Source organism: Pseudomonas sp. 1L-B-1-E-C1, from assembly GCF_057291835.1.
This window is the reverse complement of sequence record NZ_JBXAWN010000015.1, coordinates 58,742-81,422: the sequence shown is the minus strand read 5'-3', so window position 1 is coordinate 81,422 and position 22,681 is coordinate 58,742. Positions and strand designations below refer to the sequence as shown.

At 59.7% G+C, this 22,681-nt stretch carries 17 protein-coding genes, 4 tRNA genes and 1 pseudogene; 9 read left to right on the top strand and 13 right to left on the bottom strand.

The genetic code is table 11. The features are described 5' to 3' along the window. Nucleotides 1–35: 35 nt before the first annotated feature. From AC0Z4S_RS23815 to AC0Z4S_RS23800, 4 genes are all read right to left on the bottom strand, one after another. Nucleotides 36–815 carry an ABC transporter permease gene (locus AC0Z4S_RS23815; RefSeq protein WP_039760202.1) on the bottom strand — a complete coding sequence of 260 codons (780 nt, stop codon included), beginning with the start codon at nucleotides 813–815 and terminating at the stop codon, nucleotides 36–38. Further along, a complete protein-coding gene (locus AC0Z4S_RS23810; protein ID WP_042610685.1) occupies nucleotides 812–1,744 on the bottom strand; it encodes an ABC transporter ATP-binding protein in 933 nt (310 codons plus the stop codon). The genes AC0Z4S_RS23815 and AC0Z4S_RS23810 overlap by 4 nt, the downstream gene beginning before the upstream one ends. A gap of 133 nt (nucleotides 1,745–1,877) precedes the next feature. Next, entirely contained in the window at nucleotides 1,878–2,501 is a 624-nt protein-coding gene (locus tag AC0Z4S_RS23805) for a glutathione S-transferase family protein (protein ID WP_485624811.1), read from the bottom strand. A 43-nt stretch (nucleotides 2,502–2,544) separates the two neighbouring features. Then, nucleotides 2,545–3,204 (bottom strand): transglutaminase-like domain-containing protein, encoded by a 660-nt coding sequence (locus tag AC0Z4S_RS23800; RefSeq protein ID WP_485624810.1) that lies wholly within the window; start codon nucleotides 3,202–3,204, stop codon nucleotides 2,545–2,547. A 247-nt stretch (nucleotides 3,205–3,451) separates the two neighbouring features. Between AC0Z4S_RS23800 and AC0Z4S_RS23795 the strand changes: the two genes are divergently transcribed. Next, a complete protein-coding gene (locus AC0Z4S_RS23795) occupies nucleotides 3,452–5,899 on the top strand; it encodes an acyl-CoA dehydrogenase (RefSeq protein WP_485624809.1) in 2,448 nt (815 codons plus the stop codon). Between the two features lie 73 nt (nucleotides 5,900–5,972). After that, the gene (locus AC0Z4S_RS23790; protein ID WP_039760212.1) at nucleotides 5,973–6,380 is read left to right on the top strand and encodes a PA2817 family protein; all 408 of its coding nucleotides are present in this window, start codon (nucleotides 5,973–5,975) and stop codon (nucleotides 6,378–6,380) included. Between the two features lie 684 nt (nucleotides 6,381–7,064). Here AC0Z4S_RS23790 and AC0Z4S_RS23785 read toward each other — a convergent pair. Then, nucleotides 7,065–8,063, bottom strand: coding sequence for a LysR family transcriptional regulator (locus tag AC0Z4S_RS23785; protein WP_485624808.1), 999 nt, complete (start codon nucleotides 8,061–8,063; stop codon nucleotides 7,065–7,067). 89 nt (nucleotides 8,064–8,152) lie between these two features. Here AC0Z4S_RS23785 and AC0Z4S_RS23780 point away from each other — a divergent pair, with 89 nt between their 5' ends. The 5 genes from AC0Z4S_RS23780 (at nucleotide 8,153) to AC0Z4S_RS23760 (ending at nucleotide 13,531) form a co-directional block, all read left to right on the top strand. Continuing rightward, nucleotides 8,153–8,779, top strand: coding sequence for an alanyl-tRNA editing protein (locus AC0Z4S_RS23780; RefSeq protein ID WP_253504386.1), 627 nt, complete (start codon nucleotides 8,153–8,155; stop codon nucleotides 8,777–8,779). 90 nt (nucleotides 8,780–8,869) lie between these two features. Further along, complete coding sequence (locus AC0Z4S_RS23775) at nucleotides 8,870–9,640, top strand: 2OG-Fe(II) oxygenase (RefSeq protein WP_485624807.1); 771 nt, start codon at nucleotides 8,870–8,872, stop codon at nucleotides 9,638–9,640. A 1-nt stretch (nucleotide 9,641) separates the two neighbouring features. Further along, nucleotides 9,642–10,280, top strand: a complete 639-nt coding sequence (locus tag AC0Z4S_RS23770) for a LysE family translocator (protein ID WP_485624806.1) — start codon at nucleotides 9,642–9,644, stop codon at nucleotides 10,278–10,280. A gap of 187 nt (nucleotides 10,281–10,467) precedes the next feature. Next, nucleotides 10,468–12,207, top strand: coding sequence for a dipeptidase (locus AC0Z4S_RS23765; protein ID WP_485624805.1), 1,740 nt, complete (start codon nucleotides 10,468–10,470; stop codon nucleotides 12,205–12,207). A gap of 223 nt (nucleotides 12,208–12,430) precedes the next feature. Next, nucleotides 12,431–13,531 carry a transketolase-like TK C-terminal-containing protein gene (locus AC0Z4S_RS23760; protein ID WP_485624804.1) on the top strand — a complete coding sequence of 367 codons (1,101 nt, stop codon included), beginning with the start codon at nucleotides 12,431–12,433 and terminating at the stop codon, nucleotides 13,529–13,531. 9 nt (nucleotides 13,532–13,540) lie between these two features. Here the strand turns inward: AC0Z4S_RS23760 and AC0Z4S_RS23755 are convergent, their stop codons facing one another. Continuing rightward, the gene (locus tag AC0Z4S_RS23755) at nucleotides 13,541–13,993 is read right to left on the bottom strand and encodes a MarR family winged helix-turn-helix transcriptional regulator (RefSeq protein ID WP_186546939.1); all 453 of its coding nucleotides are present in this window, start codon (nucleotides 13,991–13,993) and stop codon (nucleotides 13,541–13,543) included. A 171-nt stretch (nucleotides 13,994–14,164) separates the two neighbouring features. Between AC0Z4S_RS23755 and aceE the strand changes: the two genes are divergently transcribed. Continuing rightward, complete coding sequence (aceE, locus tag AC0Z4S_RS23750; RefSeq protein WP_485624803.1) at nucleotides 14,165–16,834, top strand: pyruvate dehydrogenase (acetyl-transferring), homodimeric type; 2,670 nt, start codon at nucleotides 14,165–14,167, stop codon at nucleotides 16,832–16,834. Nucleotides 16,835–16,962: 128 nt separating this feature from the next. On the opposite strand, the gene AC0Z4S_RS23745 is transcribed toward aceE, so the two are convergent. From AC0Z4S_RS23745 to AC0Z4S_RS23730, 4 genes are all read right to left on the bottom strand, one after another. Beyond that, a tRNA-Gly gene (locus AC0Z4S_RS23745) sits at nucleotides 16,963–17,038 on the bottom strand. A 3-nt stretch (nucleotides 17,039–17,041) separates the two neighbouring features. Then, a tRNA-Glu gene (locus AC0Z4S_RS23740) sits at nucleotides 17,042–17,117 on the bottom strand. Between the two features lie 104 nt (nucleotides 17,118–17,221). After that, a tRNA-Gly gene (locus AC0Z4S_RS23735) sits at nucleotides 17,222–17,297 on the bottom strand. Between the two features lie 2 nt (nucleotides 17,298–17,299). Then, nucleotides 17,300–17,375: transfer RNA gene (locus tag AC0Z4S_RS23730), tRNA-Glu, on the bottom strand. A 384-nt stretch (nucleotides 17,376–17,759) separates the two neighbouring features. On the opposite strand from AC0Z4S_RS23730, the gene AC0Z4S_RS23725 reads away from it, so the two are divergent. Next, on the top strand, nucleotides 17,760–18,518 hold the full coding sequence (locus tag AC0Z4S_RS23725) for a hypothetical protein (RefSeq protein WP_039764159.1): 759 nt from the start codon (nucleotides 17,760–17,762) through the stop codon (nucleotides 18,516–18,518). Between the two features lie 621 nt (nucleotides 18,519–19,139). Here the strand turns inward: AC0Z4S_RS23725 and AC0Z4S_RS23720 are convergent. From AC0Z4S_RS23720 to AC0Z4S_RS23710, 3 genes and pseudogenes are all read right to left on the bottom strand, one after another. Further along, complete coding sequence (locus tag AC0Z4S_RS23720) at nucleotides 19,140–20,003, bottom strand: methyl-accepting chemotaxis protein (protein ID WP_371699606.1); 864 nt, start codon at nucleotides 20,001–20,003, stop codon at nucleotides 19,140–19,142. Continuing rightward, nucleotides 20,001–20,198 (bottom strand): annotated as a pseudogene (locus tag AC0Z4S_RS23715) (HAMP domain-containing protein); the annotation flags it as partial. The gene AC0Z4S_RS23720 and the pseudogene AC0Z4S_RS23715, both read right to left, overlap by 3 nt. 1,015 nt (nucleotides 20,199–21,213) lie before the next feature. Continuing rightward, on the bottom strand, nucleotides 21,214–22,614 hold the full coding sequence (locus tag AC0Z4S_RS23710) for an aminotransferase-like domain-containing protein (RefSeq protein WP_485624802.1): 1,401 nt from the start codon (nucleotides 22,612–22,614) through the stop codon (nucleotides 21,214–21,216). Nucleotides 22,615–22,681: the final 67 nt, after the last annotated feature.

Below are 22,681 nucleotides of genomic sequence, written 5' to 3'. Positions count from 1 at the left end.
CAGCCTTCGGCAGCTCCTACACGATATCGCGTGCTTCAGGTACGCATCCCGCGCCCACTCACCAGCAACCGCGCACAGCCGAGATACAGCACCACTGTCGCCACCAGCATGAAGGTGATGGCGATGCCGATGCGAATATCCGAGACCCCGAGGATGCCGTAGCGGAAGGCGTTGACCATGTGCAGCACCGGGTTGGCCAGCGACACGGTCTGCCAGAACGGTGGCAGCAAAGTGATCGAATAGAACACGCCGCCCAGGTAGGTCAGCGGGGTCAGCACAAAGGTCGGAATGATCGAAATATCATCGAAGTTGCGCGCGAACACCGCGTTGATGAAGCCCAGCAGCGAGAAGATCGTCGCGGTCAGCACCACCACCAGAATGGTCACGCCGAGGTGATGGACCTGCAAATCGGTGAAGAACAGCGACAGAATCGTCACGATCAGACCCACCGCCAGACCGCGCAATACGCCACCAATGGTGAAGCCGATGAGGATCGTGTGCGGGGACACCGGTGAGACCATCAGCTCTTCGATCGAACGCTGGAACTTGCTGCCAAAGAAGCTCGAAACCACGTTGCCGTAAGAGTTGGTGATCACCGACATCATGATCAGGCCCGGCACGATGTACTCCATGTAGGTGAAGCCGCCCATGTCGCCGATCTGCCGGCCGATCAGGTTGCCGAAGATCACGAAGTACAGAACCATGGTGATCGCCGGCGGCAGCAGCGTCTGCGGCCAGATCCGCATGAAGCGTTTGACCTCGCGGTAGACGATGGTTTGCAGGGCGACCAGGTTGGGACCGAATTCGGAACTCATACCGCCACCTTCGACAGATTTTTCTCCACCAGGGACACGAACAACTCCTCGAGGCGATTGGTTTTGTTACGCAGGCTCAGCACTTCGATGTTCTGCTGCGCCAACTGGGTGAACAGCGCCGTAATGCCCATGGATTTGTCGACCTGGACTTCCAGGGTATGGCTGTCGAGCAACCGGGCGGGGTAACCGAGCAATTGCGGCGCCGCATGCAGATCGTTTTTCAGATCCAGCAAAAAGGTTTCCACGTGCAACTGGCCCAGCAACTGTTTCATGCTGGTGTTTTCGACGATGGTGCCGTGGTCGATGATGCCGATGTTGCGGCACAACTGCTCGGCCTCTTCCAGATAATGCGTGGTCAGAATGATGGTGATGCCTTTCTGATTCAGCTCGGTGAGGAAGGTCCACATCGAACGGCGCAGCTCAATGTCGACGCCCGCAGTCGGCTCATCGAGGATCAGCAAACGCGGTTCGTGCACCAGTGCGCGGGCAATCATCAAGCGACGTTTCATGCCGCCGGACAGTGAACGCGACGGCACATCGCGCTTGTCCCACAGGCCGAGCTGGGTCAGGTACTGCTCGGCGCGCTCCTTGGCGACTTTCGCCGGAATGCCGTAGTAGCCAGCCTGAGTCACGACGATGTCGAAGGTCTTCTCGAACTGGTTGAAGTTGAATTCCTGGGGCACCACACCGATCGAGCGCTTGAGCGCCGCCGGGTTCTTGTCCAGATCGTGGCCGAAGATATTCACCGTGCCGCTGGTCTTGTTGACCAGGGTCGAGAGGATGCCGATGGTCGTGGATTTGCCGGCGCCGTTGGGGCCGAGCAAGGCGAAAAAGTCACCTTCGGCGACGTCCAGATCGATACCACTCAAGGCCTGGAACCCGTTGCCGTAGGTTTTGGTTAGCTGCCGGATGGACAGAGCGGAACTCATATCGGATTTACGCACCAAGAAGGAAGGAAAGGAATAAATAAGGGCGGGCGGCGAGGGAAACAACCGCGGCGCAAGTTCGCAATGGTGCTTGCCGCCGCCGCACAAGTACAGTCAAGTGTGTCGATAGTAATTATCAAGTCAACGCGGTCATGACCGCTTTCTGATAGGCCGGACGCTGCTTCAAACGTTCATACCAGGCTTGCAGATGGGGTTGCGGGGCGCGCTCGATGGGCATTTCGAACCAGGCATAAATGAAGCTGCCCAGCGGAATGTCGCCCATGCCGATGTCATTGCCGGAGAGATAAGGCTGGCTGATCAAGGCATGGTCGGCCATGTTCAGCAATTCATCGCATTCCTTGATCGCGGCGTTGATCGCCTTCCAGTCCTGCTTCTCCGCAGGCGTGCGCAGCACACCCCAGAACACCGTGCGAAACGGCCCGGCGAAACTGGAAGTGGTCCAGTCCATCCACTTGTCCGCCGTGGCGCGGGCTTGCGCATCCGCCGGATACCAGGCGCTGCCCGGTGCATGTCTGGCCAGCAGATAGCGAACGATTGCGTTGGATTCCCACAGCACGAAACCGTCATCCTCGATCACCGGCACCCGGCCATTCGGGTTCATTGCGCGGTACTCGGGGGTGTCGACCACACCGAACGCGCCCCCGGCATCGATGGCCTCGTAAGCCAGGCTCAGCTCCTCGGCAGCCCACAGGGGCTTTCTGACGTTCGATGAATTTTTCCGTCCCCAGATCTTCAGCATGACCGCCTCTTTGCACATGAGTGGACGGCCAGCATACGCCGGATCAGGTGCGACTCAAATCCGTCTGCATATCGCCCAGCAAGACCGGCAGCTGCTCACTGAACAGATGCGGATAGCACTTTTGCAGGTGCTCGAAGAAGAAAGTTTCCGGCACATCGGTGAACTGGCCGTGATCAAGCAGGTACTCCATCAACTGCGCGCCGTCACGGTTGAACGGGTGGAAAACGCTGTCGTGGACCCCGTCGAATTCCAGCGCGGCGACGTTGAACAATTCGCACAGTTGCTGGTTGAACGCCGGCGTCGCCTTGACCCAGCGGCCATCGAGAAACAGCTCGGTGTAGCCATGCATGGCAAACACATCGCTTTTGAGCAACTCGAGCAGACGCGGCGTCGACAGATGATTGCGCACATCGGCCAGACCGATGCGCGCCGGGATCCCGCAATGCCGCGCGCAACCGGCGAGCAGCGTGGCTTTCGGCACGCAGTAACTCTGCCCCGCTGTCAGTGCGTAACTGCCGCGCAAGGTTTGCGGATCACGGCTGAAGGTGTAGGGGTTGTAGCGCACCGCCTCGCGCACGGCGTAATAAAGACTGATCGCCTGCTCACGCGGATCATTGCTGGCGCCGCGATGCTGCTCGGCGAACTCCACCACTGCCGGGTGGTCACTATCGATGAAGCGGCCGGGGCTCAGATACTCGTGCATGACGGCGATCTCCTGGGTAAGCCACGAGTCTAGCGACAGCCTGAGCACAGAGATAACGACGTTTCGGCCAAACCTGAAAGCAAAGCTGCGCAGCAACGAACGATTTCCCACACGGGTTGCCCACCGAACCTACGAAAACCATCCGGGGTTTCCCACGATTTCAATCACCATGCTCTGACCACCCGGATTTACAGATGCCGTCTAAGCTCTGGAGGGTCGATTTGCCTTGGTTCACGGAGGACTGAATATGCTGTTGTTGTGGATACTGGTTTTGATCGTCGGCGTGGCGTATCTCGCCCATCGACGCATCGCCCCGCTGCCCGCGTTGGGCATCGTTGCTGCCTATCTGGTGGCGATGGGGATTTTCAGTCATGCGCCGGGCTGGCTGCTGTTAATCTTCTGGGTCTTGCTTGCGGTTGTCGCCGCGCCATTGTTGCTGCCTGACCTGCGCCGCAAACACTTCACCGCGCCGCTGTTCAACTGGTTTCAGAAAACCCTGCCGCCGATGTCGCAGACCGAACGCGACGCGATCGATGCCGGCACCGTGTGGTGGGACGGCGAGCTGTTCAGCGGCCGTCCTGATTGGGACAAATTACTCTCCTATCCCAAGGTGCAGTTGAGCGAAGAAGAACAAGCCTTCATCGATGGCCCGACCGAAGAACTCTGCGCGATGGTCAGCGACTGGCAGATCGGCCAGTCGATGGACCTGCCGCCCGAGGCCTGGACGCACATCAAGGAACACGGCTTCTTCGCCCTGATCATTCCCAAGGAATTCGGCGGCAAAGGCTTCTCTGCCTATGCCCACTCGCAAGTGGCAATGAAACTCGCCACTCGCAGCGGCGACCTCGCATCCACCGTGATGGTCCCGAATTCCCTCGGCCCGGCCGAATTACTTCTGCATTACGGCACTGACGAACAACGCAATCACTACCTGCCGCGCCTGGCCCGTGGCGACGATATCCCGTGCTTCGCCCTCACCGGACCGCTGGCCGGTTCCGACGCGGGCGCGATGCCCGACACCGGGATCATTTGCAAAGGCCAGTGGCAAGGTGAAGAAGTCATCGGCCTGCGTCTGAACTGGGAAAAGCGCTACATCACCCTCGGCCCAGTCGCCACCCTGCTCGGTCTGGCATTCAAAGCCTACGACCCGGATCACCTGCTCGGTGAAGAGGAAGATCTCGGTATCAGTCTGGCGCTGATCCCGACCGATACCGCCGGCGTGGAAATCGGTCGTCGCCACCTGCCGCTGGGCGCCGCATTCATGAACGGGCCGAACTCCGGCAAGGACGTGTTCATTCCGCTGGACTACCTCATCGGTGGTCAGGAAATGCTCGGCAAAGGCTGGATGATGCTGATGAACTGCCTGTCGGTCGGGCGTTCGATCTCGCTGCCGGCGGTGGGTACCGGCGCGGCCAAGTTCACCAGTCTGGTGACCGGCCAGTACGCGCAGATTCGTGAACAGTTCAATGTGCCGCTGTCGGCGTTCGAAGGCATCCAAGAAGCCATGGCGCGCATCGGCGGCAACGCGTGGATGATGGACGCCGCCCGCATGCTTACCGCTAACGCAGTGGATCTTGGTGAAAAGCCGTCGGTACTGTCGGCGATCCTCAAATATCACCTCACCGAACGCGGCCGCGAATGCATCAGCCACGCCATGGATGTGCATGGCGGCAAAGCGATCATCATGGGGCCGAACAACTACCTCGGCCGCAGCTGGAACGGCGCTCCGATCTTCATTACCGTCGAAGGCGCAAACATCCTGTCACGCAACCTGATGATCTTCGGTCAGGGCGCAATCCGCTGCCATCCGTTCGTACTCAAGGAAATGGCCTTGGCTGGTCGTGCGGACAAGGAACAGGCACTCAAGGAGTTCGATGGCCTGCTGCTCAAGCACATCGGCTTCGCCGTCAGTAATGCCGCCAGTACATTGGTGCTGAACCTCGGGCTCGGTCACTTCGAACATGCACCGGGCGACAGGATCAGCCAAGGCTACTTCCGCGCGCTCAACCGTCAGGCTGCCGCATTCGCCATGCTTGCCGACTTCAGCATGATGCTTCTGGGTGGCGAACTGAAACGTCGCGAACGCCTGTCGGCGCGGCTCGGCGATGTGCTGAGCAACCTGTATCTGGCCTCCGCCGCGCTCAAGCGTTATCACGACCTGGATTCGCCGGCCTACATGGAACCGCTGTTCCGCTGGGCCATGGAAGAAAGCCTTGGCCAATCGGAGCGCGCGCTGGATGAACTGCTGAGCAACTTCCCGAACAAGGTCTTCGGCTGCCTGCTGCGGGTTATCGTGTTCCCGTTCGGCCGCCGTCACAAAGGCCCGTCGGACAAACTTGGCGCCGAAGTTGCTGCCGTCATCGGTCGTGCCAAAGGCGATCCGGCACTGGAAGAACTGCTCGCCGGCTGCTACCGCCCGCAATCGGCGGACGATGCAGTGGGCGCGCTGCAGCATGCCAGCGACCTGCTTAACGCTGCGCAACCGCTGCACAAAAAACTGCACATCGCACTGAAAAGCGGCCAGGTCAAACCGGCAGCAGGCGAGCACGCCATCGATGCCGCGCTGGAAGCCGGTGTGCTGCAAGCCGTCGAAGCGCAAAGCCTGCGCGACGCCGAAGCGGCCCGCCGCAAGGTGATCGACGTCGATGACTTCGACAAAGAGGAACTGACCCAGGCAGCGGGCAAAGTCCGCTGATCCCGGTTTTTGTGAAAAAACGGCGCGAGAGCTTTATACTCCCGCGCCCGTTTTGCTCTTGAGGACTTATCTCGTGTCCAACGTCGTTGCCGATCATCTCGTGTTGCTCGACCACCTGCGCAGTATCCTGGTCGCCGTAGGTGAGGCCGAACAAGTGCCCGAAGAAAGCCATGCCCTGTTCCTCGAGCGCTTCGACGAACTGCTGGCCTCCCTGCCGATCGACCCTATCGAAAGCCAGTACCTGGGTCAGGACATCCTCACCCAAGTCATCAGCCGCTACCCGCAAATCGCCCACCTGATCCCCCGCGACCTGCTGTGGTTCTTCGCCGGCGACTGCCTGCACTACCTCTCCGACGAAGAAATCGACCTGTACCAGGCCCTCGAAGAACGCCGCTACGAAGCCGAACAGAACGACGAACCGTTCGACTGGAACCAGGAAAAACAACTGCTGGCCATGTCCGCACAGGACAGCAAGCACTGATTTTCGACAGGTAATCAAAGGCCCGCATTGGAGATTCCATGCGGGCTTTTTTTCAAGATCAAAAGCCCCCTGACCCTAGCCCTCTCCCGGAGGGAGAGGGGACTGATCGGGGTGATTGGGCGAAGTACGCCGGCCCGGGATATCGAGTTGAATGCAAATATGCACAAGATCAAAGGCCCCTCACCCTAGCCCTCTCCCGGAGGGAGAGGGGACTGACCGCGCTGTTTGGATGAGGTACGCCGACCTGGAATTACCGAGTCGAATGCAGATTATGAACAACCCACAAGCCGGCCCCCTCTCCCTCGGGAGAGGGCTGGGGTGAGGGGCGAATCCACCACAGATCCAAAGCAGACCACACGCTTTTCACCACTCAACAATGAGCGTTAGCTCGAGTGCTTTTGATCTTGATCCACGGGCGACGTCGGAAGGCTGAGCGGGGGGATTGATCCGGGCGTGGGAGCGCAGCGACCGTACGACGCAGTCGTACACAGCGGAAGGAGGTGCAGCGAAGCAAACCGGAGCCGCTGCGCCCGGATCGATCCCGCAGCGAAGGAACCCGAGCCTGCGAGGGCCGAACGCAGGAGCAAGCGTTTTGGTTACTTTTTGGCGTCTGAAAAAGTGACTCGCCGTAAGGGCGAAACCGCCATCAGCAACACCCGAAGCAACGGATATACACCCAAAACTTCAAAGCAACCCCTCACTCTCCGGCAGCTCATAAGCCACAGCCACATTGCTCCCGCCCACCGACTTCCCGGGCCTGCCCAACGTCGGCTCCTTCTGCAAACACTCCACCAGATAATCAATAAACACCCGCAACTTCGGCGGCAAATACCGCGTCGGCGAATGCAACAACCACAACCCACCATGATAGGAAGCCAGAAACGTCCACTCCGGCAGCACCTGCACAATCAGCTTCTGCTCCAACGCATAACGCGCGGTGAAATACGGCAGACTGCCAATGCCGATATGCTGCAACACCGCCCCCAGCCGCACGCCCGTGTGATTGGCCGCATAGCGCCCGCGCACACCGACCGTCACAGCCTTGCTGCCCTTCTTGAATTTCCAGCGCGCATCGCTCGGCGTTTCACCCAGATAAATACAACTGTGATTGAGCAAGTCGTGAGGATGCGTCGGCGTGCCATGTTCGGCCAGGTATTGCGGCGTGGCGCAGAGCAAATGATCGATCGTCAGCAACTGCCGCCCGACCAGACCGGCCGGCGGCCGATCAGTGATACGAATCGCCAGATCAACGTGATCATCGATCAGATCGACCTGACGATCCTCCAACAGCAATTCGACATCGACCTTGGGGTAACGCCGCAGAAACTCCGGCATGTGCGGATGAATCACAAAGCGCCCTACCGCTTTGGGCACGCTGACCCGCACCAGCCCTTCGGCTTCGTGGGTGAACTGGCCGCTGATTTCCATCACCGACCTGGCCGCGCTGACCATTTCCTGGCAACGCTTGAACACCTCTTCGCCGCCATCGCTCAAGCGCAGTTTGCGCGTGGTGCGCTGCAGCAAGCGCGTGGCCAAGGCCTTCTCCAGGCGGGAAATGCTACGGCTGACCGCTGAGGGAGACGACCCCATCTGCCGGGCCGCTTCAGAGAAGCTGCCGGTCTCGACAACCTTGACGAAAATTGCCATTTCACCCAGCAGCGGCAGCGGAAGATTGATGCTCACAACGCACAAGTCCTTTGATGTTCGAATGGATTATCACGTTATTGCACGATTCATATAATAAAAACAGAACTTCGATCAGGGCATTGAATATGACGCTTCGCCTGTTTTTTCACAGTGATGACCTCAAGGCGAATGTCGAAGTCCTCGATTGCACACCACACGACAACGAATTCGCCGTGGTGCTGCGCGCCACCTTGTTCCATCCGCAGGGCGGCGGGCAGCCTTGCGATACCGGCTGGATCGGTGAAAGCCAGGTCTCGCGAGTGGTGCAAGAGCCGGAGCGGATTGTGCATTTCGTCGACCGACCGGTGCCGTTGGGCATGACCGTTATCCGCATCGATGAACAGCGCCGCCGCTTTAACACGCGCATGCACTCGGCCGGGCACTTGATCGGACATTTCATTCAAGCCATGGGCTGGATGCCAATCAAGGCGCATCACTGGCCGGACGAAGGCCGGGTGCAATTCAAGCCGGGTGATGGCGCTGAAGAAGTCGATGTGCCAAGGGTGCAAACCGGCATCGAGCAGTGGATCGAACACGATCTGCCGCGCCTGACCTCCCTGCGCGAAGGCGCGCGGGAAATCAGTTTTGGTGAACTGCCGGCCTATGGCTGCGGTGGCACCCATGTACGCAGCCTGAAGGATCTGGGCACAGTCACGATCGCGTCGCTTTCGCAGAAGAAGGGCACGCTATCCGTCCACTACAGCGTGGATTGAGCATTTCGGACGTTGCCATCGCGCAGCGTCCGCCGCCGGGGAGCCGCAATCGCCGGTTCCGTTGACTATCGATAGATGGACCTAAAACAAATGATGCTAGACGTCGAGCGTCTCGATGAGACGTGCATAAAAAAACTGGCCAACGAAGAAGTCCTCGCCATCCGCGTCAAACGCTTTCTGCCCGAACCGCTGGCGATCGAGATAGGTGACAAGATTCTCGCCCCGGGCTTTGAGGGCTACATCAACGCACCGAGCATCGGCCGCATCGGCATGGCCTTTTACGAGGCGGAAAACCAGCCGCTGCTGATCGAGGACTACTTCGAACGCGCCATCCGCAATATCGCCGAATTACGCCAGCGCTGCGCGCCCTACTCCTCACCGATCGACACCCTGCGCTGCATGCTCGACGAATCCTGGCCCGCCGGTGCGCATCTGGAAAACCTCTATGGGCGCAAGATGTATGTCGGCTTGTCGCGGGTGGTCAAACCCGGCGTGTGCTTTCTCGCCCACCACGACATCTTCGCCAAGGACGCCCCGGAGAGCTTTCAGGCGCGCAGCCTCGAAGCGCAATTTGCCTGTAACGTCTACCTGAACATGCCCACCGAAGGTGGCGCTTTGCAGATGTGGGAAGACGACATCACCCCCGATCAGTTCGACGAAATGCGTGGCGACAGTTACGGCATCGAGCCGTCGCTGCTGGGGCCGCCAGCGCTCGAAGTACGCCCGCAGCCAGGCGATTTCATCATGTTCAACTCGCGCCGCATGCACTCGGTGACCCCGGGCGTAGCGGATCCGCGTTTGAGCCTGTCGTTCTTTGTCGGCTATCGCGGCAATGCTTCCCCTCTGACTTTCTGGAGCTGACATGTTTTCCAATTACCTGGGCGAGTTTCTAGCGTTGGCCACCATCCACTTTCTCGCCGTGGTCGCACCCGGTCCGGACTTCGCCGTGACCATCCGCCAGAGCGTGCGCTTCGGTCGCCTCGTCGGCATCTGCACCGCGCTAGGCATCGGCGCGGGGATTTCCGTGCATGTGCTGTACACCCTGCTCGGCGTCGGTGCGTTGATGCACACCACGCCTTGGCTGCTCACCGTCGCCAAGGTTGTCGGCGGTGCCTACATCCTTTATCTGGGCGTTAGCCTGATTCGCAGCAAACCGAAGACCAGCGTCGAAGGCGAAAAAAACGCTGATGAGCCGCTGGTTGAACAGTCACTGCTCAAAGCATTCAGCACCGGTTTTCTGACCAATGCGACCAACCCCAAAGCCACGCTGTTTTTCCTGGCTATCTTCACCACGATCATCAGCGCGAGCACACCGCTGCAGATCCAGGCGTTCTATGGGTTGTGGATGTGCTTCGTCAACGCGCTATGGTTTGTGATCGTCGCGCTGTTTTTCTCCAGCAACAAAGTGCGCCTGCTGTTCATGCGCCTCGGACACTGGTTCGAGCGCAGCATGGGCGTCATCCTGATTCTGTTTGCCGGACGCTTGATGCTGTCGATGTAACCCTTACAAAAAAGTCCCGGCATCACCCGCCGGGACTTTTTCATTTGTGCGCCTCTTTTGCATTTCTGTGCGACAGATCAAGTTTGGGACTCCCTCTTCACCCGCCCACAGTGTTAGGTTGCAAAATGTTTCTGTCGCAAGCGTCAGAATTATTTCCTCCAACCCTTCGCAAAGGAATGCCTGTTCCATGCTCTTTTCCCTGAAAAAACTGGCCGCCGCCACGCTGGTCATGGCCAGCCTCGCCTCGTTCACCAGCGCCGCGCAAGCCAACATCACTGCCGAGCAAAGCACAGCAATCCTGAAATCCTTCGACGGCAAGAGCTTGACGGATTTCCGCAGTTTTCTTGGCAGCCTGGCGAAAAACGACCTGGCCAAGACGGATAACCTCAACCCGTCCATCAGCGCCTTCCTCGACAACAAGACCCTGAACGCCGAACAGCAGAACGAAATCCATCGCCTGCTGGGTATCTACACCCGAGTGAAATACGGCAAGGCCGCGCTGGAAACCCTGCGTCAACTCGTCGAGATCCCGACCTTCCGCAAGGACGGCGTGGCGCAGCATGACAACCCGGAGTTCATCAAGATTGCCGGCGAAATCCAAAAACTCGCCGAATCCTTCAACCTGAAATTCCGCAACATCGATAACCGTGTCTACGAAATCTCTCTGGACGGCAAAGGCGACGAAGTCGTCGGCATTCACGCGCACGCCGATGTGGTACCGGTGACCCCGGAAAACTGGGTGCTGAAAGACGGCACCAAGCTTGACCCATTCAAGGTCACGCTGATTGGCGATCGCATGTACGGTCGCGGCACCGAAGACGACAAAAACGCTATCGTCGTCGCGTTGTACGCCATGAAAGTGATCAAGGACGAGAAGCTGCCCTTGGCGCGTAACTTCAAGTTGCTGGTCGACACCACCGAAGAAACCAGCGGCGACGCCATTCCCTACTACTTCGAGCGCAACCCGACGCCGAAGTACAACATGGCGCTGGACGGCGGTTATCCGGTAGTGATCGCTGAAAAAGGCTACGGCACTGTCATGGCCAACTTTGCCAAACGCAAAGGCGAAGGCAACGGCGCGGAAATCGTTTCGATGACTGGCGGCAAAGCCACCAACCAGATTCCGTCCGCTTCGGTGGTCACGCTGGTAACCGACAAGCCTGCCGAGCTCGCCGCCAGTCTGCAAAAAGCCGGCGACGCCTATGCCAAAGCCAACGGCGGCGACTTCGAAGTCGCTGCAAAGGTTGACGGCAAAGACGTCAAACTGACCGTCACCGGGGTGTCTGCGCACTCCTCCGAACCAGAGTCCGGCGTCAACCCGGTCGCACGGATGCTGAGTTTCATCAACAGCCTGGACGGCAAAGTCGCGCTCAAGCACAACCAGTTCACCGATGCCGCGCGTTATGCCGATGACAACTGGGGCCTGGATTACCTGGGCAAAAAACTCGGCGTGGGCTTCTCCGACTCGTTCATGGGCCCCCTGACCACGTCGCTGACCTATGTCGGCGAGGACGACAAAGCTTTCAAACTGGCGGTGAACCTGCGGGTGCCGAAGGGCAAATCCCCGGAAAAGCTCAAGGCTGAGATCGCCGAAAAGCTGGACGCCTGGAGCAAGAAGACCAACGTCGCAGTGGCCTTCGACTACTCGGTGGCCGAACCGATGTATCGCAATCCCGAGGGTGAATGGGTCAAGGCGCTGCTCGCCGTGGCCAGCGAAAACCTCGGCATGAAGTCGGAATTCGGTACTTCCGCTGGCGCGACTTCGGTTCACGAATTGCCGAACGGCGTGCAGTTCGGCCTGGCGCGACCTGAGGCCAAATACACCGGCCACACCGATGGCGAATTCAAAACCGTCGAGCAGTTCCTGCTGGATCTGCAGATCGTCACGGAAATGATCGGGCGTGTCGGGCAGTTGCCGAAGCTCTGATGCGCAGTTCTAACCCGGTCGCTTGTGACCGGGTTAAACATACGAAAGGACCCGGCATCGGGTCCTTTTTTTGCCCCCACAAAACGCGCGCGTCGAGGCTGTCAGCCCCCTGAGCAGGTCGGCCGTCAATCACCTGCAGCCGGCACTCAACTTCGTTGCACTTGCAATCACATTCAAGCCTTGAGTAAGGTGCAGGCACGACGGAACGCACGGAGATTGTGGAATGATCGGGTTTTCCAGCTTCACTAAAACGCCAGAAACCAGCCTGGCCGCTCAGGCCTGCATCGATAAGATCCGCACAGTTTCACCGCAGCAGACTGCGGGTTCTTCCTCGCCGCTGCTCACCATGATCGATATCGCCAATCGCCTGGAAAGGGATCCAGGAACGGCCAGGCATATCTGGGTCATCCGCTCCAACAAGCAAAGCCAGAGCGCAAATGCCCACACCCGAATCAGCGCCTGGCCCCTGCGTTTGAGCGCCACAGCTCGCGCCAGTGAAAAACCGCTGCTGTACCTGACCACTTCGGCGACATCGGCCGAGTTGTGTGCGCTTTCCAATGAATCGGCCCATCGCGGCATTCTGTGCAATGACATCGAAACCTTGCCTTCACGCTGGCCCAAGGGGGCTCATCCCTGGGTGCCACTCTGGCTGGTCGCTAACGCGCACTGCCTGCCCTTTGACCCCGCCAGCGGTGCCGAGGCGCAGGCCATTACCCTGGCGGCTTTGCAAAGTTTGTATGTGGAAGGCAATGACGGTTTTTATTACATGGCGCTTCACGATGAACCCAGTGACTTCATCGCTCCCGTCAGCCGACTCAGCGCCAGCGAGGCTTTCAAGGGCATGTACCGGCTCAGCAGCATCGATATCGATTCAGCGCGCCCTAAAGTGCGCTTGCTCGGGGCGGGGCTGGCTTTGCAGTCGGTGACGACGGCGGCGCAGCTGCTGCGCGAGGACTGGGGCGTGGCCAGCGAACTGTGGAGCTGCCCCAGCTATACCCGCCTGGCCCGCGATGCGGACAATGCGCACCGCTGGAATCGCCTGCATCCGCAGATGCCGCGCAGGTCAGCGCATTTATTCGACTGCCTGGACACCGAGGACTGGCCGGTGGTGGCCGTGACCGGATATGCCCGGCATGTCGCCGAGCAGATCGGTGCACATGTGAAGTCACGTTTCGTGGCCCTTGGTGCCGACTCGATCGGGTCCGCCATGGGCCGGGTGGATGAGCGCTGGATCGTGGTGCTGGCCCTGCAGGTTCTGGCTCAGGAAGGCGTCATCAGCGAGGAGTTCATCAAGCAGGCCATGGATCGGTACCTGCTGCAATGAGACGTTCCCTCACTTCGCCCGCCCACTGCTGCGCGCCGCGCTGGCCGCGCGCTCGAGGGCATCGCTGAAAAGCCGTTGCTGGGTGTCGTCGAATTGCGACAGGAACAGTTCGTCCACCGCGCCTTCATAGATCGCCCACATTTTCTTGCGTAGCGCCTTGCCCTGCTCGGTGATGCTGGCATACGCGCCGCGACCGTCATCGCTGGCGCGGCTGCGGGTGACCAGGCCTTCGGCCTCCAGGCGGTCAACCAGGCGAGTGAGGTTATAGCGCTCGATGGCCATCACATCCGCCAGTTCATTCATTCGCCGGGTGCCTTCGGGGCCGCTTTCCAACCCCCATAACGCGTCGTACCAGGCGTAGGCCGGCAGCCCGGCGGCCGCCAGCCGGCGTTCGATCTCGCGGATCAGGCAGCGGTGTGCCCTGACGAATCTGAACCAGGTATCCGGCTCGTTGGAAGACATGCATCACCTTTTTCATGAAATCGATTTAGTTGCAATTGTAGCGCACGGCAGGCTAAGTTCTTTCACGTAGTTGCAAATGCAACTACAAACTCGAAGGCTGGCGCTGACCCACGCCCCTTGGTCAGGCACCAAACGACTCGGTGCTGCTGCAATGTTCAGGAGACGACAACGATGGCACAACAACCCGCTTTTCTTGACGAGGATCCACAAGAGACTCGCGAATGGCTCGAATCCATCGAGTCGGTGGCGAACGTCGAAGGACGCCCTCGCGCCCACTATCTGATCGATCAGATGCTTGATTTCGACGCCAACCGTCACGGTGATTTCTACGGGCGCGTGACGACGCCCTACGTCAATACGATCCCGGTCGACCGCCAGCAGCCCTACCCCGGCGACCTGGCCGTGGAGCGCCGGATCAATGCCTATATTCGCTGGAACGCGCTGGCCATGGTGCTGCGCGCCGGCAAACATTCGAACGTGGGCGGTCACATCGCGTCCTACGCGTCGGCAGCGGTTTTGTATGACGTCGGCTTCGAGCATTTTTTCCGTGGCCGCACCGAGCAGTTCGCCGGCGACATGGTGTACATCCAGGGCCACTCCTCACCTGGCATCTATGCACGGGCGTATCTGGAAGGACGCCTGAGTGAAGAGCAACTGGACAACTTCCGCCGCGAAACCGACCGTGACGGTATTTCATCCTATCCGCATCCACGGCTGATGCCGGAGTTCTGGCAATTCCCGACGGTGTCCATGGGGCTCGGGCCAATTACCGCCGCGTACCAGGCCCGGTTCATGCGTTACCTGGAAGACCGCGGGCTGAAGGAACATCAGGGGCGAAAAGTATGGGCATTCCTCGGCGACGGTGAAATGGACCAGCCGGAATCCCTGGCGGCGATTTCGCTCGCGGGCCGGGAAAAGCTCGACAACCTCATCTTTGTCGTCAACTGCAATCTGCAGCGCCTCGACGGACCGGTTCGCGGCAACAGCAAGGTGATTCAGGAGTTTGAAAGCCTGTACCGGGCGGCCGGCTGGAATGTACTCAAGGTCATCTGGGGCAGCGGCTGGGATGCCCTGCTGGAGAAGGACAGGACCGGCCTGCTGCGCCAACGGATGATGGAGTGCGTCGACGGCGACTATCAGAACTACAAGTCGCAGAACGGCGCCTATGTGCGGGAGCATTTCTTCGGCAAATACCCCGAGCTGCTGGAGCTGGTCAGTGACCTGAGCGATGACGACATCTGGAAACTGTCCCGTGGTGGCCACGATCCGGAGAAAGTCCACAACGCCTACGCCGCCGCCATGCGCCACGTCGGCGGACCGACAGTGATCCTGGCCAAGACGGTGAAGGGTTTCGGCATGGGCGAAGCCGGTGAAGGCCAGAATATCAACCACCAGCTCAAGAAGATGGGCGACGAAGCGGTGAGGGCCTTCCGGGATCGGTTCGGACTCGAACTCAGCGATGATCAGCTCGGCGACATGCCTTACCTCAAACCGGCTGCGGACAGCGTCGAGACGCTGTACCTGCAAGCCAGGCGAAGCCAGTTGGGCGGTTACATCCCGGCCCGTTTCAATGCCGTGGCGCCATTGCAGGTCCCGCCTTTGTCGGCGCTGGATACACAGCTCAAAGGGACTGGCGAGCGGGCGATCTCGACGACCATGGCGTTCGTGCGCATCCTCGGCACGCTGCTCAAGGATCCGAATATCGGCAAACTGATCGTGCCGATCGTCCCCGATGAATCACGCACCTTCGGTATGGAAAGCCTGTTCCGCCAGATTGGCATCCACTCCCATGTCGGCCAACTCTATACACCTCAGGACGCCGGCCAACTGAGTTATTACAAGGAAGCCAGGGATGGCCAGATCATGCAGGAAGGCCTGAACGAATCCGGCGGAATTTCTTCCTGGATCGCCGCGAGCACTTCTTACAGCACCCACGCCGTAATGACGGTGCCCTTCTATATTTTCTACTCGATGTTCGGCTTCCAGCGCGTCGGCGACCTCGCTTGGGCGGCAGGTGACGCCCGCGCCCGGGGTTTCCTGCTCGGCGCCACGTCCGGCCGGACCACGCTGATGGGCGAAGGCCTGCAACACGACGACGGCCATAGCCATGTCCTGTCCTCCACCATCCCCTGTTGCGTGTCCTATGACCCCACTTACGCCTATGAATTGGCGGTGATCATCCAGGACGGGATGCGGCGGATGTATGTCGAAAACGAGGATATCTTTTACTACATCACGCTGCTCAACGAGAACTACGCCCATCCGCCGATGCCCGAGGGTGTCGAGCAAGACATCCTCAAAGGCATGTACCGGCTCAGCGCCAGTGCGCAGCCCGCCGAAGGCAAGCATGTGCAACTGATGGGTTGCGGTTCGATCCTGCTGGAAGTCGTCGCCGCTGCCCAGTTGTTGGAGCGGGATTTTGGCGTCAGCAGTGACGTATGGAGCGTGACCAGCCTGACCGAACTGCGTCGGGAGGGCCAGGATGCCGAACGCTGGAACCTGCTTCATCCACAACAGACGCCTCGCATCAGCCACGTTGAAAGTTGCCTGCAGGATGCACAGGGTCCGGTAGTGATCGCGACCGACTATATGAAGATATTCGCCGATCAGATCCGCCCGTTCGTGCCCAATCGCCGCTTCGTCGCCCTGGGCACTGACGGTTTCGGCCAATCGGACACCCGCGAATCGTTGCGTCGGTTCTTCGAAGTGGATCGCCATTTCATTGCCTTGGCGGCCCTGAAAGCGCTGGCCGATGACGGAGCGCTGGCACGGGAAAAAGTGGCCGAAGCGATTGTTCTCTATGGGATTGACCCCGAGAAGCAGAATCCTGCAGCTGTATGATTGGGTGATTCCATTGAAACTGGAAAGGCACCCTGCACTGGTTCCAGGGCAGGGTCCTTTTTCGTTGCCACCACAAAACGCGCACAAACAAAAACGCCGATCATCGCTGATCGGCGTTTTTGTGAAATTGGAGCGGGAAACGAGACTCGAACTCGCGACCCCGACCTTGGCAAGGTCGTGCTCTACCAACTGAGCTATTCCCGCAAATGGCGTCCCCTAGGGGACTCGAACCCCTGTTACCGCCGTGAAAGGGCGGTGTCCTAGGCCACTAGACGAAGGGGACACGCTACCCGGAACACATGGTGTGTGTTTCGGTGTCCAGATCCGCATCCGAAGACTTGGTTCTGGTTTCACTCAGCACCGCCCGAAAGCACTGCTGTTTAAAATTGGAGCGGGAAACGAGACTCGAACTCGCGACCCCGACCTTGGCAAGGTCGTGCTCTACCAACTGAGCTATTCCCGCATTGGCGTCCCCTAGGGGACTCGAACCCCTGTTACCGCCGTGAAAGGGCGGTGTCCTAGGCCACTAGACGAAGGGGACACACTACAACATTCACTCCCTGCCGCGTTTCGCTGTGTGCTTTACGCTGCAAGTGGCGCGCATTCTATGGATGGATTGAGAGGTCGTCAACCCCTTGATATAAATTTATTTAAATCAATGACTTCGACCTGGATTAAGGGCCGCGTAGGGCTTTTCCGTCATCCGAAACCTGACGCCTATATTCCGCCACTCGCCAAGACGTTATAGTCCACCGCACAGTGATGGCAATCTGCACATCAAGCGCCAGCATTCATCTATACAGCCGGCGGCCGATACAGATTGCAGCAGCCGATCAAACCCGTCGAGCGGCGCTAGGCGCCTAAATGCCCAGCCACTACACTCGCATGCGAACCCTATAAAGAGGTCTTACCGGTGACACCACTCATGATCACCCTGCTAGTCGTAGCCGGGATCGCAATTCTGATCGCCATTGGCTACATGAACCATGTGGTGGAAAACAACAAACTGGAGAAGGCCCGCACCAAAGTCGAACTCAACGACCGCCTGCGCCGCTGCGGCGAACTGACCGAAACCTTCCCCGGCCAGTTCATGACCCCGGCGCTCAAGCTGTTGCTGACCCGCCTTGAACTCAACGTCTGCCAGCGCCTGCTCAATCTGGAAAAAACCAGCGCGACCACCAAGGCCCGCATCACCGAACTCAGTGCCCTGGTGGCCCAGGGCGAATCGATCCCGGTGAACAACCCGCCCGCGCCTATCCTGACCGAAGCCAAAGCCAAAGACGTGCGCTTCCTCCTCGAAGCCCTGCACGGCCAGATCACCCGCGCCGCCCACGACGGCTTCCTGCCACCAAACGAAGCCAAACAGTGGATTCGCGAAGTGCGCCACATCCTTGTGCTGCTGCACATCGAATTCTTCAATAACCTGGGCCAACAATCCCTGCAACAAAACCAACCCGGCCAGGCCCGCCTCGCCTTCGAACGTGGCGTGCAATACCTGCGCAAACAACAGGATCCGCAGATGTACGCGGAGCAACTGCAATACCTGGAAAAACTCCTCGCCCGTGCCAATGCCCAGGTCATGGACAAAATTGCCCCGGTTGAAGGTGAAGAAAACCAATTGACCGCCGGTTTGAAAGATGTCGAAGCGGATGCGGACTGGAAGAAGAAAGTGATTTACGACTGAGGCGAATGCCGGGAAAGAAGCCACCGTAATCGGTGGCTTCTTTGTGGGGGGGTTAAAGAGGGTGTGATTTGAAGATCGCCATCGCGAGCAGGCTCGCTCCCACAGAAAAGCAAGAGCAAAAGACCGCAGCCTCCGGCAGCTCCTACAGTTGGATCGGGTAACACTCAAGACCTGGTCGGCTGTCAGGCCGCCTTCGCGAGCAAGCTCGCTTCCACGGAAAAGCAAAGTCAAAAGATCGTCCGATCGCGGCCCGAGCCTCCGGCAGCTCCTACCTACGATGAGCGTTAGCTCGAGTTCCGCTTTTGATCCTGGAGCCCGTCGGCAGGCTGAGCGGAGGGATTGATGCGGGCGTGGGAGCGCAGCGACCGTACGACGCAGTCGTACACAGCGGGAGGAGGTGCAGCGAAGCAAACCGGAGACGCTGCGCCCGGATCGATCCCGCAGCGAAGGAACCCCGAGCCCAAGCGAGCGGGCCGAACGTCAGGGCACAGCCTTTTGGTTCCTTTTTGGCGTTTGAAAAAGGGACTCGCCGTAAGGGCGAAACCGTAATCAGCAACCCCCGAAGCAACGGATATTCACCCAAAACCCCAAGAGCCTGGTCGGCCCAGAGGCCGCCAAGGCTCAAAGCCGAAAATGCCCAACCATCGAGCGCAACTCCCCCCCCAACTGCGCCAGCTCAACACTCGAAGCCGCATTCCCGCGCATGGCCACAGAAGAGTGATCCGCACTCGCACGAATCTGCGTAACGCTGCGGTTGATCTCCTCCGCCACCGAACTCTGCTCCTCCGCCGCCGCCGCAATCTGCTGATTCATCTGCTGAATCAACGACACCGCCGCCGCAATACTCCCCAGCGCACTCTCGGTCTGCAACGCATCACTGACCGCCAGCTTCACCAATTCGCCACTGCTGCGAATCTGCTGCACCGACGACTGCGCCGCCGCCCGCAAGGCACTGACCAGACGCTCGATCTCCTCGGTCGATTGCTGCGTGCGCCGTGCCAGTGCGCGCACTTCATCGGCGACCACCGCGAATCCCCTGCCCTGCTCACCGGCCCGCGCCGCTTCGATGGCCGCGTTCAGCGCCAACAGATTGGTCTGTTCGGCTACGCTCTTGATCACTTCAAGCACCGTGCCGATATTCTGAATCTCGGCGCTGAGGCTCTCGATACTGGAACTGGCCGACGTCGCCGAATCAGCCAACTGCTCGATCCGCGCCATGCTCTGGCGCACCACCTGCTGACCGCTCTCGACCTTGTCATCCGCCGTCTGCGCTGCCAGCGCCGCTTCTTCGGCATTGCGCGCGACGTCATGCACAGTGGCGGTCATCTGATTCATGGCCGTGGCCACCTGCTCGGTTTCTTCTTTCTGGCTGTTGACCTCCAGATTGGTCTGCTCGGTCACCGCTGACAGCGATTGCGCGGAACCGGCCAGACGCTCGATGCCGGCCTGCAAGCCACTGACAATCGTGCCGAGCCCGGCAGCCATCTGCTGCATCGCCAGCATCAGCTGACCCATTTCATCGCGGCGCGTGACCTCGACCTTCGCCGTCAGATCACCCGCAGCAATCTGCTGAGCCACGCGAATCACGCTGCGTAACGGCGCCACGATCAGCCGCGTGATCACCCATGCGGCGAGTAATCCCACCAGCAACGCCAGCGCCGAAGAGCCGATGATCAGCATCGCGTTCTTCTTCAGCTCGGCCTGCATCGAAGCGTCCTCGGCGACATAGGCCTGATTCACTCGATCCACCACCTGCGCGGCACGCTGATGCAGCTGGTCGTAGACCGTTTTTTCCTGAGCCAGCAGGCCGGTGTATTCAGCAAGTTTTTCGTTGAACCCGGCGATGTGCCCCGACACTTCATTGAGCACGGTCAGATAGCCTTCGTCCTTGACCGTGGTTTTCAGCGTCTCGGCCTGCTCCTGTGCCTGCGCGGCCTGCTCGATGTTGCCCTGGCCGGCATTGTCGGACTCGCCCTTGCGGCTTTGATCAAGGCGCACGCGCGCTTCATTCATTGCCTGCAGCATCAGCCGCGAAACCTGGCTGACCTGATTCGCCTGCTCGATGAACTGCGCGCCATCCTTGCCCTCGGTGTCCTTGAGGGTATAGGCGCCATCGTCGGCCAGCCCGCTCTGCAACACGTCGAGGTTATTGGCCACGCTGGATACCGACCAACTGGCCATTTCCAGTGCGAGGTCCTTGGCCTGGCTCAGCGAAACGAACTCATCGAACGCTTTGCGATACGCGCCCAATGCTTGCTCGACCTCGCTCATCACCGGCACATTGGCCGGCGTTTGTGCTTTGAGTTCACCGGCAAGGACAACCAGGGCATCGACGCCTTCGCGCAAGGCATCAGCGGTTTTCGGGTTGCCGCGCAGGGCGTACTCCTGCTCGAGCAGGCGCACCTTGAGCAGACCGTTGTTGAGCGTGGACATCTGCTTCAAGCCGTCAAAACGCAGACTGATGGTTTGCAGGGACCAGACGCCAATCGCCGCGACCAATGCAGTCAGCAGCAAGACCAGGACAAACCCGATACCCAGTTTTTTCGCCATACCGAGGTTGGCAAAATGTCCTTGCACGGCGGAAATCATTGCGTAGTCCCCAGCCAAAGTCTGTTGACGCAGATTCGCAACGGGCTCGAACCAGCACAAGTCTCGGGCAGCGGAATAATGGCAAAAAGCTACGCCCGTGTCGTTTTCAGAATGATTGAGGTCGATCCGCGCACGTATTGCGAAAGAACTGCCGGGCGCGCGGGTCGCAGGCACAGGCAACGTTGATGCGATGCCAATCGCCGGACTCACCGCTGGGACTGAAGGCATCCGCCGCTGATAACACGATCCCGCAGCGCTGCGCCTGCCTGCGCACCAACGTCTGATCGCTCAATCGTGAGCGCGCCCAGATGAACAGCCCGCCAACCGGCTTGCCGAACACTTCCCATTCGGCATCTTCCAGGGCCTGTAAGGCTGCCGCGCGATCGGCATTCAAGCGCTGCCGCTGGCGCTGCACCAGTTTGCGATATGCGCCCGTTGCCATCAGCCTGGCCAGGACCGCCTCGGCCAATCTGGAACAGCCGAGGCCGCTGATCATCTTGACCTCGGCCAGGCGCGTCAGCAGCTCGCTGTCAGCCGAGACAAAGCCGACCCGCAACGAACTGCTCAGTGTCTTGGAGAAGCTGCCCACATAAATGACCCGCCCCTCATGCTCCAGCGCTGCCAGACGCGTGCCGTTGCCGGTGTGCAGATCGGCATAGACATCATCTTCGATCACACGCAGATCGTAGGTCTTGCTCAACTGTACGATGCGCTGAGCCACGGCGGGTGTCAGGCAACTGCCAGTGGGATTGTGGTGATGACTTCCGATGAACAGGGCGACGGGGCGAAACTGACGAAGCATGGACTCGAGCATTTCGATGTCCGGCCCGCTCGGCGTCCGACGCACTTCGAGCATACGCACACCGTGCATCTGCAACAGGTCAAACAACGGTGCATAACCGGGCGTTTCCACCACCACACAGTCGCCGGCCCTGAACAACGTGCGCACGATCAGATCCAGCGCATGACTGGCACCGCACGTGCTCATCAAGCGGCTGCTGCAAGCCTCGATATTCAGCAGCTTGAGACGCTTGGCAATTTGCTCGCGCAACGCTGGAAGGCCCAGCGGCGAGCTGTAATTGAACAGGCTGTCCATATCGGTGCGTGCTACCTCGCGCAATGCGTAGCTGAGATCGTCGGGCTCACGCCAACTCGGCGGCAAGCCGCCCTGCCCCAGCTTCAAGCGATTGTTCGTGGCGTTCACCTCTTCACACCAGGCGTGGCGCCCCTCGAAGGCCGCCAGTTCCGGGTCTGCACCACGTACCGTCGGCGATGCCGCAACAATGAACCCGGCGCCTTGACGCGTAGTCAGAACGCCCTGCGAAACCAGACGCTCGCAGGCTTCGACGACGCACGACTGGCTGAGCAGATTACCCCGGGCGATTTGCCGTACGGAGGGCAACCGGGTGGCTGGCGGGACGCCGCTTTGCACAATCCAGTCAGTCATTCCGTCCACAATCTGCTGCACGACCGGCACCATTGCCTGTCGGTCAATTCTCAGTTCCATGAGCTCGCAAACTCCTGTCAGTTTTGCTGGCAGCAGTAAATCACAGCCACGCCGCATAGGCTGTGCG